This is a genomic window from Variovorax sp. PAMC26660, assembly GCF_014302995.1.
Classification (GTDB): Bacteria; Pseudomonadota; Gammaproteobacteria; order Burkholderiales; family Burkholderiaceae_C; genus Variovorax.
The window spans coordinates 611042-622495 of record NZ_CP060295.1 but is presented as its reverse complement, the minus strand read 5'-3'; the positions used below and the strand labels follow the sequence as shown (position 1 = coordinate 622495).

Here is an 11454-nt window from a genome sequence, read left to right as displayed (position 1 = left end):
CGGCGCCGGCCCCGCGCGTCATTCACTGCCATCCATAGCGCCGCGCATACCAGCCCTTGACCGTCTGCGTCAGCACCGCATAGCCCACCAGCATTGCCACCAGCCACGGGAAGTACATCAGCGGCAGCGCCTGCAGCTTGAAGTAGTGCGCCAGCGGGCCCATCGGCAGCCAGATGCCCACTGCGGCAATCGCGGCGCCCATGGCCAGCAGCGGCCACGCGGCGCGGCTTTGCAGGAAGGGAATCTTGCGCGTGCGGATCAGGTGCACGATCAGCGTCTGCGACAGCAGGCCCTCGATGAACCAGCCCGACTGGAACAGCGTCTGGTGCTCCACCGAGTTGGCGGCGAACACGAACCACATCACCGTGAAGGTCAGGAGGTCGAACACCGAACTCAGCGGCCCGAAGAACACCATGAAGCGGCCCAGGTCGGCAGGATTCCAGCGCTGCGGATTTTTGAGAAATTCTTCGTCGACGTTGTCGAAAGGAATCGCGATCTGCGACACGTCGTACAGCAGGTTCTGCACCAGCAGATGCAGCGGCAGCATCGGCAGGAACGGAAGAAACGCGCTCGCCACCAGCACCGAGAACACATTGCCGAAGTTCGAGCTGGCCGTGAGCTTGATGTACTTGAGCATGTTGGCGAAGGTGCGGCGGCCTTCGATCACGCCTTGCTCCAGCACCATCAGGCTTTTTTCCAGCAGGATGATGTCGGCCGATTCCTTGGCCACGTCCACCGCGCTGTCCACCGAAATACCGATGTCGGCCGCGCGCAGCGCCGGTGCGTCGTTGATGCCGTCGCCCATGAAGCCGACCACGTGGCCGTTGGCATGCAGCGCATGCACGATGCGCTCCTTGTGCGCGGGCGTGAGCTTGGCGAACACCTGGTGCTGTTCGACCCGCACCTGCAGCTCGGCGTCGTCCATCTCTTCGATCTCGCGGCCCAGCACCATGCGGCCTGCCTCCAGTCCCACGTCGGCGCAGACCTTGCGCGTGACCAGTTCGTTGTCGCCGGTCAGCACCTTCACGGCCACGCCGTGCTCGGCCAGGGCGCGCAGCGCGGGCGCGGTCGATTCCTTCGGTGGATCGAGAAAAGCCACGTAGCCCAGCAGCGTGAGCCCCGATTCGTCGGCCACGCTGTAGGCCGGCTTCTGCGCTTCGAGCGCAAGCGCACGGCTCGCCACGGCCACCACGCGCAGGCCCTGGGCATTGAGTTCCGACGCCACGCGATGGATGCGCGCGAGCACATCGGCGTCGAGCGCCAGCACTTCGGCGCCGCGTTCGACCGAGGTGCACACCGACAGGATCTCTTCCAGCGCGCCCTTGCAAATCAGCAGGTGCTGGCTGCCGCCGTTGGCCACCACCACCGACATGCGCCGGCGCGAGAAGTCGAAGGGCACTTCGTCGATCTTGCGGTAGGCGGTCTGCAGACGGGTTTCGAGCTGCATCTCGGCGTGGCTCAGCACCGCCTTGTCGAGCAGGTTCTTCAGGCCCGTCTGGTGAAAGCTGTTGAGATAGGCCAGTTGCAGCACATGGTCCGATGCCTCGCCCCAGGCGTTGGTGTGGCGTTCGAGCACGATGCGGTCCTGCGTGAGCGTGCCGGTCTTGTCGGTGCACAGCACGTCCATGGCGCCGAAGTTGTGAATGGCTTCGAGCCGCTTCACGATCACCTTCTGGCGTGACATCACGACCGCGCCCTTGGCCAGCGTGGCGGTCACGATCATCGGCAGCATCTCGGGCGTGAGGCCGACCGCGATCGACAGCGCGAACAGCGCCGCCTCCCACCAGTCGCCCTTGACCACGCCGTTGATCACCAGCACCAGCGGCGCCATCACCAGCATGAAGCGGATCAGCACCCAGCTCACGCGGTTGATGCCGGCCTGGAAGGCGCTGGTGCCGCGGTCGGTGGCCGTCACGCGCTGCGCGAGGGCGCCGAAGAAAGTGCGGTCACCCGTGTGCACGATGAGCGCGGTGGCGGTGCCGCTGATCACGTTGGTGCCCATGAAGAGCAGGTTCTCGCGTTCGAGCACGCCGGCCGCGCGCTCGCTGCGGTCGACGGCGAACTTCTCGACCGGCATGGCTTCGCCCGTCAGCGCGGACTGGCTGATGAACAGGTCTTTGGCGGTGATCAGACGGCAGTCGGCGGGGATCATGTCGCCGGCCGACAGCGCGATCACTTCGCCCGGCACCAGGTCGCGCATCGGCACTTCGACGCGCACCGTGCCGGCATGCGTGGTGTCGAAGCCTTCGTCGCCGGCCGGGCTGGCCTTGTAGCCCGGCGCGGGCCGCAGCACCGTGGCGGTGTTGCTCACCATCGCCTTGAGCCGGTCGGCCGCCTTGTTGGAGCGCGACTCCTGCAGAAAGCGCAGCACCGTCGACAGCACCACCATGCTGCCGATCACGAGCGTGGCCTTCATGTCCTCGGTCGCGTACGAGATCAGTGCGAGCACCGTCAACAGCAGGTTGAACGGATTGCGATAGCACTGCCACAGGTGCTGCCACCACGGCAGCGGCTGCTCGTGCCGCACCTCGTTGCTGCCCAGGCGCTTGCGCAGCACCTGGGCGTGGCCTTCGCTCAGGCCGCGCGGCGAGCTGCCGAGCTTGACGAGCATCTCGCCGGCGTCGGTGCGGGACGCGGTGGCCAGGGCCTTCGCGATGTCGGGCGGCATGCTGACGAAGCCGGTGCCGACGGGTTTCGAGCCCAGCAGCGTCTGCCAGCGCTCGAAGTGATGCAGCATGTGGCGGCTGCGCAGGAAGCTCTCGAAAAAGGACTTCAGGACGTTTTTCATTTTTCTCTCCTTCACGGCGGCGCGGGCCGCGAAGGAAAGAAGCTCACGCGTCAATCAGGCGTGGCAGTCTCTCCGCAGCACGGCGCGCTGCACTCTTGCAATCGATCGGAACGAACGGGGCGCGCGAAGGCGCCAATGAGAAGCGGGGTCCATGAGTGCCTCCTTTTCTGCGTGGGGTGTCCGTGCTTGCGGTGCGCTTCAGCGCTGCGCCGCGCGCGCGGGCAGGTCGAGCAGCGTCAGGAAGCTGCGGATGCGGCGCGTGGTCCAGAGCGCGGCGGCCTGGTCCAGCGTGCCGTCGATTTCGGGCGCGGCTGTGCGAGCAGGCGCATGCGCCGACGGGCGCACCTGCGGCTGCTGCAACGGCTGCGGCTGACGAAGTTGAAACTGACGCATGGCAAGGCTCCTTCGCAGTGAAGGGCCTCGTGCATGGGCGCACGCAAGCTGACTGAAAAAGTCAGTGACGAGAACGACGGAAATCGGGAGGGGAGAACCGCTTGCCTGAAGGCAAGAGGGTCACGCTGCGTGCACGGCGGCCACAGCGCGGGGAGCCTGCGCTAAAGGGCCTGGAGTGTCACGCCTGCCGAGGCACGCGTCTTGTCACTGATCCAACTGGCACTGTCCACGCACGGGGCTCCGAAATAAAGATTCCGAATTGTTGCACCGCGGCATGCGGGGCGTCAACCCTTGGGATGGAGTTCTATGATGCAAAAAAGGTCTTGTCGCCTCTGTGTTGCGATTCGATGGTGGCCGTGGCGCATCAGGGTGACTGAGGCTTGCGCAAGCGCTGGACTGCTTCTGCTTCCTTGGCTGTTTCCTGGCGCCTGAACTCTGCGCCCGAAAGGAACTCGAGCCCGCAAACCGCCACTTTCGTTGAGCAGATCAACTTGATGTCCGCCTCTGCTTTTGCCCACCGGGCGTAGCTGCCGAACGGGTAGCGGCCCGAATCGCTCGGTCCGCCGAATCGACGTTCGACTGATGACCTGACCACCGACTCGTCGCCGATCGGCATCCCGCGGACCTTCACGTTCTCCAGGATCCCTGCCGAGGTGATCGTGAGCTTGGCTTCGCCGCGCCCGACCCAGTCGGGCGACTTGTCCTCCGGCAGCAAGGCACGTCCGGTTTGTTTCTTGTCCTTGCCGATAGAGGGACGATCGAGCCAGCACACCGTGTTGGACGTCTTGAGGTTCGGTGCACATGCCTTGACGGCATACGGCATCTTTGCTCCAAGCGGAAGGCCGAAAATCTGGAACTGCTCCTGTGCCACCGCTGTACTGGCGAGGCCTGCGAGTGCCAGAAGCGCGACGTGTCCTGCTACCTTCATCTTTGAAATCACTCTTTGCTTGCTGTGAATACGTGGGCGATTATGTGGTTCGGTAGGCAACCGGTATGAGAATGCCGGCCATGAAGAAACATGTGGTCTTGTTCATCTGCACCGGCAACATTTGCCGATCCCCCACGGCTCATGCTCTCCTCATGCACAAGGCCCGAGCGGCGGGCTTCGAGGTCGATGTCGACAGCGCCGCCATCTCCGACGAGGAGCGCGACAACCCACCCGACCCGCGTTCGGTGGCCGAGGCCAGGCGCCGCGGCATCGTGATGCATGCGCACCGCGCGCGGCAGGTGCGAAAGGCCGACTTCGAGCGCTTCGATCTGATCGTCGGCATGACCGCCCAGCATTGCGCCGCCTTGCGCAGACTCGCACCTCCAGGAACGGAGGTAAAGGTCCATCTGTTCACCGAGTTCGCGGAAGGCATCGAAGGTGATGTGCCCGACCCCTGGTACGGCGGCCAGAAGGACTTCATCGAAGTCTTCGACCTGATCGACCATGGCGTCGACGGCCTGCTCGCGAAACTGCAGGCCGAGGCGGGCTGAAGGCCTACTCGCAGAGCACCCGAATCGAAGCCGGAATCGCCACCGCCCGAATCCCCCCGCCTTCACGCTTGGCCCCGAAGATCCGCACCTCCTCGCATTCGAGGATCAGGTCTTCCCCGCGCGTCACGCGGTAGGTCTGCACGAAGCTCTTGTCGCGCCATTCGGTGATGCGAACGGCAATCTTCAGCGTGTCGCCGTAGCTCGCAGCCTTCACGAAGCGCGTATGGGTGTCGACCAGCGGCGTGCCGATCACGCCGAGCGTCTCGGTCGTTTCTTCCCAGCGCGGCACGCCGCACTCGGCAAAGAAGTGCCGCGAGGCCGCGTCGATCCAGCGGAAGAAGTTGGGAAACCAGACGATGCCGGCGGGGTCGCAATCGCCGAACTCGACGCGCGCGGTGTAGACGACTTCTTTGATGTTGTTGCTGCTGCTGTTGCTCATCAGCCCATTCTCGTCGGCAGCCACAGCGCAATGACCGGGAACGCGATCAGGATCACCAGGCGCACGATGTCCGTCACGATGAACGGCAGCACACCCTTGAAGATGGTGGTGAAGCTCACGTCCTTCACCACGCTCTTGATGACGAAGACGTTCATCCCCACCGGTGGATGGATCAGCCCCAGCTCCACGGTCATCACGATGATCACGCCGAACCAGATCGGATCGAAGCCCAGGTGCACGATCACCGGGTAGATGATGGGCACGGTGAGGATGATCATGGCCATCGCGTCCATCAGGCAGCCGAGCACGAGGTACATCAGCATGATGAGCGCGAGCACGCCATAGCGGCCGATGCCCAGGCCGGTGAGGAACTCGGTCAGCTTTTGCGGGCTTTGCGTGATCGTGAGGAAGTAACCGAACAGCAGTGCGCCGATCAGCACGGTGAACACCGCCGCCGCGGTGCGCGTGGCCGAGAGCAGGGCCTCGCGGATCTTCGGGCCGTCGAGCTTGCGCCGCACCAGCCCGAGGATGAAGGCACCGCTCGCGCCCACGCCACCGGCTTCGGTCGGTGTGAAGAAGCCGCCGTAGAGGCCGCCGATCACGAAGACGAACAGTACCAGCGGCGCCCACACGTTCTTCAGGTCCTTGAAGCGTTCCGACCAGGGCTTGACCTCGCCGCCGGGCAGCCAGTCGGGCCGCAGCTTCACGATGATCGCAATGGTCATCACATACATCGCCATCGCCAGGATGCCGGGCACGATGCCCGCCATGAAGAGCTTGCCGATGTCCTGCTGCGTGAGGATGGCGTAGACCGCGAGCACGGTCGATGGCGGCAGGATCGCGCCCAGCGTGCCGCCCGCGGCGATCACGCCGGTCGAGAACGACTGCGGGTAGTTGAAGCGCCGCATCTCCGGGTATGCCACCGCCGAGAAGGTGGCTGCCGTGGCCACCGACGAGCCGCAGATCGCCGCGAAGCCGCCGCAAGCCACCACGGTGGCCACGCCGAGGCCGCCGCGCAGGTGGCCGATCATCGAGTTGGCGGCCTTGAAAAGCTCGCGGCTCACGCCGGACACCGACACCAGCGCGCCCATCAGCATGAACATCGGGATCACGCCGAAGGTGTAGTCGGTCACGGTGCGCATGGAGGTCTGGCCCACCAGCTTCAGCGCAGGCCCGGGGCCCACGAGGTAGCTGTAGCCGGTGACGCCCACCAGCCCCATCGCCATGCCCACCGGCACGCGCAACAGCATCAATACGAACAGGGCGACAAAGCCCAGGACTGCAACTGCATCGGGGCTCATTCGTCGGCCTTCTGTTCAGGGTGGATTTCTTCAAGCTGTTCCGGATGAAAGATCAGCCGGTAGGTGCGAATGGCGATCAGCAGCACGGCGCACACGTCGCCGGCCCAGGCCACGGCGTAGAACGGCCAGGTCGGAATGTTCAGGTCGTAGGTCTGCACGTTGTCGACGTAGGTGCCGCGCACCTTGTCGAACAGCATGGCGGTCTGCACCGCGACCACGACCAGCAGCACCAGCGTGGCGAACACGTCGATGACGCGCTTCATGCGCGGGCCCGCGGCCGTCCACACCAGGTCGACCGTGATGTGGCCGCCGCGGTAGCTGGTGGCCGCGATGCCCCAGAAGATCAGGATGCCCAGCAGCATGCGACCGAAGTCGTAGGCATCGGGAATCGAGGTGTCGAAGAACTTGCGCAGCACGACGGCCACGAAGATGTTGAGCGCAACGATGCCCACGAAGATGGCGGCGAGCCATTCGATCGTGTTGATCGCGCGGTCCATGTAGCTGGCGGACCGTGTAGCCATGTGTCTCCCTTTTCAGGCCGATGCCCCCGAAGGGGCGATCGATCAAAGTGCCGACTTGTACTTCGCGAGGCTGCCCTTGAGCGCGTCCATGACGGCCTTCGGGTCTTCGCCGACCTTCTTCACGCTCTCGGCCCATTGCGCCTCGGAGGGCGCGGCGGCCTTGCGCCATGCATCGAGCTGCTCCGGCGTGAGCTTGTAGATCTCGTGGCCCGGCAGCGCGGCCATCTTGGCGTGCCCGGCGAACTCGAAGTCCGCCCACGGCCCGGCCACCTTCTGTGCCCACTCGCTGGTGCAGTGGTCGTCGATCACCTTCTTCTGCGTGGTGGACATCGCGTCGTACTTGCCCTTGTTCATCACCCACACGAAGGGCGTGACGTACAGCGGCGCATCCATGTGGTACTTGACCACCTTGTCGATGCCGAACAGGCCGATCGAGCCCCAGGGGAAGGTGATGGCATCGGCCACGCCGCGCTCCAGCATGTCGCGCGATTCGGGCGCCGAGGCCTGCACATTGGTGCCGCCCAGCGAGGTGATCAACTGGCCCACGGTGCTGGTGGCCGGCCGCACCTTCAGGCCCTTGACGTCGGTGGGCAGCACGATCTTCTTGCGCGAGTGGAAGGTGCCGGGGTCGTGCACGAAGGCGAAGCAGTACTTCACGTCCTTCATTTCCTTGGCCGCGTAGTTGCGGTACCAGGCGTCGATGGCGGCCGAGCCTTCCTTGCCGTTGGCGAACAGGAAGGGCAGCGATGCGCCGGCCATGATCGGGAAGCGGCCCGGCTGGTAGCCCGGATTCACGTAAGAGAAGTCGGCGATGCCGTCGCGCGCCATGTCGTAGTGGTCGAAGGCCTTGCCAAGCTGTTCCGACGGAAAGAGGATCGCGGTGATGGTGCCGTTCGATGCTTTCTTGACGTCGTCCGCCCAGGCCTGCAGCGCGGGGTTGAGCGGATGCTGCGCCGGCACCCAGCTCGACAGCTTGAGCTGCACGGGCTTGTCTTGCGCCTGCACGGCGGGCGTGCCCGCGACGAGTGCGGCGCAGGCCGCAAGCAGTGCGAGGGGCGAGGCGCGAAAAACACGCGATGGCCGTGTACCGCGGCGGCGGGGAGGGGGGATGTGTTTCATGTGTCTCTTTCGTTATGGTGTTTTTGAATCGTCGAGGTCGGTCAGCCTAGGCAGTCGCGCGGGCTGGGTAAATGGAGGCTTTCCCGTGCGGGGTTTCCTTGATTCGCTGCGCGGCGTTGTCCTGTTCGGTGGGTGAACGCGGCGCGGGCCGGTCGACATGGCGTAGCCCGAGTTCGTGCACGTTGGTGGCGCCCAGCAACGTCATCGTGCGTTCGGTTTCCTCGGCCAGCAGCCGCAGCACCGACAGCGCGCCTTGCTCGCCATCGCAGGCCAGTCCATAGACCGGTGCGCGGCCGACAAGGGTTGCGCGTGCGCCAAGGGCCAGCGCCTTCACGATGTCGCTGCCGCGCCGGATGCCCCCATCCATGAGGACGGGGATGCGGCCACCGACGGCACCCACAATGGCCGGCAGTGCCGCGATGCTGGCCGGAGCTGCATCGAGTTGGCGTCCGCCGTGGTTCGAGACCACGATGCCGTCGGCACCGTGGCGCACTGCACGTCGTGCGTCTTCCGCACTCAGCAGGCCCTTGATGAGCAGCGGCCCGTCCCAGAGCTTGCGCAGCCAGGTCAGGCTGTCCCAGGTGAGCGTGCGGTCCATCGCACGCGAGAGCAATGCGGCCTGGGTCTGCGCCGACACCGGCGCGCCGTCGTCGTCGGGCAGCAGGTTCGCAAACTGCGGCATGCCCCCGCGCGCCAGCCGCAGCAGCCATGCGGGATGCCGCGCCATGTCGATCAGCGTGCCGGGCGTGAGTTTCATCGGCACGCGAAAGCCGTGGCGCAGATCGCGCTCGCGCAGTCCGCTGACCGGCACGTCCACCGTGAGCACCAATGCCTCGAAGCCGGCTGCGCGTGCGCGCCGCACGATGCGCTCTGCGATGGCGCGCTCGCCCATCACGTAGAGCTGCATCCACAGCGTGGCGTCGGGTGCGGCGGCGCGCACGTCCTCGATGCGCGTGTTCGATGCGGTCGAGAGAATGAAGGGAACGCGCGCGGCTTGCGCGGCGCTGGCCAGCAACGCATCGGCACCCGGTCGCACGAGGCCGGCCAGCCCGATCGGCGCAATGGCGAAAGGCGCGCGCCAGCGGCGGCCGAAGAGTTCGATGCCGATGTCCATGGCGCTGGTGTCGCGCAGGCACTCCGGAATCAGCGGCAGGCTTTCCAGCGCGTCGCGGTTGCGCTGGAGGCAGCGTTCGTCCTCCGCGCCGCCATCGACGTAGTCGAACACCAGGCCCGGCAGAACCCGGCGCGCGCGGCGCCGGTAGTCGTCCACATTGAGAAGGGCCATCGGTGATTCCGTGCGTGCCGGGCGGCAATCAGTCCGCGACGATCTTGCGTTCGCGGATGAGCGCGCCGAAGCGCTGCGAATCGGCTGCCGCGCGTTGCTGGAAGGCGGCCGGTGAACCGGGCTGCGCCTCGCCGCCAAGCGACGCGATGCGCTCCTGCACCGCAGGCAGTGCGAGCGTGCGATTGATCTGCGCATTGAGCTGCGCCACCACGTCCGCTGGCGTACCCGCCGGCGCATAGAAGCCGAACACGGTGTCTGCGTCGAAGCCGCGCAGGCCTGCTTCGTCGAGCGTCGGCACGTCGGGAAAAAGCGGCGAACGGCGCGGGCTGCCCACGGCCAGCAGACGCAGCTTGCCTGCGCGCACCTGCGTCAGGGCGATGCCGGGATCGAAGGCGTAGTCGATCTGGCCCGCGAGCAGGTCTTGCAACGCGGGCGCGGCGCCGCGGTAGGGCACATGCAATGCAAAAAGATGGGCCTGGCTCTTGAACATTTCGCCGGCAAGGTGCGGCGAACTGCCGTTGCCCGGCGAGCCGTATGACAGCTTGCCCGGGTTGGTCTTCACATAGGAGATGAACTCCTTCACGTTCGCCGGCGGCAGCGAGGGCTTGGTGACCAGGAACACCAGCACGCGTGCGGCGGCGGCCACCGGCACGAGGTCTTTCGCCGGGTCGAAGCTCATGCGCGCGTAGAGATGCGGATTCACCGACACCATGCCGCCCGAACTCATCAGCAAGGTGTAGCCATCGGCCGGCGCACGCGCCACGGCTTCGCCACCGATGTTGCCGTTGGCGCCGGCGCGGTTCTCGATCACCACGGGTTGCTTGAGCGATTCCTGCAGCGGCTGCGAGATGGCCCGCGCGATCTGGTCGGCCGCGCCGCCTGCCGGAAAGTTGACGATCACCTTGATCGGCTTGGCCGGCCAGGTGTTGGCGCGTGCGGGGCCCAGCAGGGCGATGGTCGCCATCAACAGCAGGCATCGTTGCCAGGGAAAAGCGGGGCGGAGCATTTTTTTTTGTTTCCTCAAGTCGTTGTCAAACTTTGGTGGGCAAGGCCGCACGCCCGGCTGCAGCAGGCCCTGGGTGATGTGTTTTGGGGGGTGTCGCAGTTTGGTCGCCGCGCCGCCATACTTCAATAAGATAAAAAGGCTATCCAATATGAACTCAGTGCATATCGACACGGTGGACCTGAACCTGCTGCGGCTCTTCGATGCGGTCTACCGGACCCGCAACGTGAGCCGCGCGGCGGAGGCCCTGGGCCTGACGCAGCCCGCAGCCAGCCATGGCCTGACGCGGCTGCGGCTGCTGCTGGGCGACGCGCTCTTCACGCGCTCGCCCGGCGGCGTGGCGCCCACGCCGCGGGCGGAGCGGCTGGCGGTGTCGGTGCAGTCGGCGCTGACCTTGCTGCAGCAGGCGCTGGCCGAGCCCGAGCGCTTCGACCCGGCCGCCTCGCGCAAGCTGTTTCGCATCCACATGAGCGACATCGGCGAAGGCCGCTTCCTGCCGGCGCTGATGGCACGGCTGCGCGAGCTGTCGCCGGGTGTGCGGGTCGAGACCATGCCGCTGGCCGTCGGCGACATTGCGACCGCGCTCGACAGCGGCCGGGTCGACTTCGCCTTCGGCTTCCTGCCCAAGGTGAAGGACACCCAGCGCGCCCAGTTGCTGAAAGACCGCTACATCGTGCTGCTGCGCAAGGACCACCCCTTCGTGAAACGCCGCCGCAGCGGGCAGGCGCTGCTCGAAGCCCTGCAGGAGCTTGATTACGTGGCCGTGCGCACGCATGCCGAGACCCTGCGCATCCTGCAGTTGCTGAACCTCGAGGACCGCCTGCGCCTGACGACCGAGCACTTCATGGTGCTGCCGGCCATCGTGCGCGCCACCGACCTGGCGGTGGTGATGCCGCGCAACATCGCGCGCGGCTTTGCCGAAGAGGGCCACTACGCCATCGTCGAGCCGCCGTTTCCGCTGCGCGACTTCACCGTGTCGCTGCACTGGAGCAAGCGCTTCGAGGCCGACCCGGGCAACCGCTGGCTGCGGCAGGTGATCGTGGCTTTGTTCTCCGAAAAGGCCTGATCCGTCTGCATCCGGCACGCGGGGTTCATGTGCCGGTCAGCCTCGGCATGCCACCATCGG

11 protein-coding genes are annotated in these 11454 nt (G+C 65.9%); 2 read left to right on the top strand and 9 right to left on the bottom strand.

Annotation, left to right across the window (positions count from 1 at the left end):
• Positions 1 to 22 precede the first annotated feature (22 nt).
• The 3 genes from mgtA to H7F35_RS02905 all read right to left on the bottom strand — a co-directional run bounded on the left by mgtA (position 23) and on the right by H7F35_RS02905 (position 4109).
• Complete coding sequence (gene mgtA / locus H7F35_RS02915; RefSeq protein ID WP_187111486.1) at positions 23 to 2788, bottom strand: magnesium-translocating P-type ATPase; 2766 nt, start codon at positions 2786 to 2788, stop codon at positions 23 to 25.
• A gap of 198 nt (positions 2789 to 2986) precedes the next feature.
• Positions 2987 to 3181, bottom strand: coding sequence for a hypothetical protein (locus tag H7F35_RS02910; protein ID WP_187111485.1), 195 nt, complete (start codon positions 3179 to 3181; stop codon positions 2987 to 2989).
• Between the two features lie 364 nt (positions 3182 to 3545).
• Positions 3546 to 4109, bottom strand: coding sequence for a hypothetical protein (locus H7F35_RS02905; RefSeq protein WP_187111484.1), 564 nt, complete (start codon positions 4107 to 4109; stop codon positions 3546 to 3548).
• Between the two features lie 152 nt (positions 4110 to 4261).
• Here H7F35_RS02905 and H7F35_RS02900 point away from each other — a divergent pair, with 152 nt between their 5' ends.
• The gene (locus H7F35_RS02900; protein WP_261803503.1) at positions 4262 to 4660 is read left to right on the top strand and encodes a low molecular weight protein-tyrosine-phosphatase; all 399 of its coding nucleotides are present in this window, start codon (positions 4262 to 4264) and stop codon (positions 4658 to 4660) included.
• Positions 4661 to 4664: 4 nt separating this feature from the next.
• Here H7F35_RS02900 and H7F35_RS02895 read toward each other — a convergent pair whose 3' ends face one another.
• Genes H7F35_RS02895 through H7F35_RS02870 form a run of 6 tightly spaced genes read right to left on the bottom strand, consistent with a single transcriptional unit; the run spans position 4665 to position 10289 of the window.
• Complete coding sequence (locus H7F35_RS02895; RefSeq protein WP_187111483.1) at positions 4665 to 5099, bottom strand: acyl-CoA thioesterase; 435 nt, start codon at positions 5097 to 5099, stop codon at positions 4665 to 4667.
• Positions 5099 to 6400, bottom strand: coding sequence for a TRAP transporter large permease (locus H7F35_RS02890; protein WP_187111482.1), 1302 nt, complete (start codon positions 6398 to 6400; stop codon positions 5099 to 5101). Before H7F35_RS02890 ends, H7F35_RS02895 begins: the two co-directional genes overlap by 1 nt.
• Positions 6397 to 6921, bottom strand: a complete 525-nt coding sequence (locus H7F35_RS02885) for a TRAP transporter small permease (RefSeq protein WP_261803502.1) — start codon at positions 6919 to 6921, stop codon at positions 6397 to 6399. Before H7F35_RS02885 ends, H7F35_RS02890 begins: the two co-directional genes overlap by 4 nt.
• A gap of 42 nt (positions 6922 to 6963) precedes the next feature.
• Positions 6964 to 8040, bottom strand: a complete 1077-nt coding sequence (locus H7F35_RS02880; RefSeq protein ID WP_261803501.1) for a TRAP transporter substrate-binding protein — start codon at positions 8038 to 8040, stop codon at positions 6964 to 6966.
• A 46-nt stretch (positions 8041 to 8086) separates the two neighbouring features.
• Positions 8087 to 9325, bottom strand: coding sequence for an alpha-hydroxy acid oxidase (locus H7F35_RS02875; protein ID WP_187111481.1), 1239 nt, complete (start codon positions 9323 to 9325; stop codon positions 8087 to 8089).
• A gap of 28 nt (positions 9326 to 9353) precedes the next feature.
• The gene (locus H7F35_RS02870; RefSeq protein ID WP_261803500.1) at positions 9354 to 10289 is read right to left on the bottom strand and encodes a Bug family tripartite tricarboxylate transporter substrate binding protein; all 936 of its coding nucleotides are present in this window, start codon (positions 10287 to 10289) and stop codon (positions 9354 to 9356) included.
• A gap of 190 nt (positions 10290 to 10479) precedes the next feature.
• Between H7F35_RS02870 and H7F35_RS02865 the strand changes: the two genes are divergently transcribed.
• The gene (locus tag H7F35_RS02865; protein WP_187111479.1) at positions 10480 to 11394 is read left to right on the top strand and encodes a LysR family transcriptional regulator; all 915 of its coding nucleotides are present in this window, start codon (positions 10480 to 10482) and stop codon (positions 11392 to 11394) included.
• Positions 11395 to 11454: the final 60 nt, after the last annotated feature.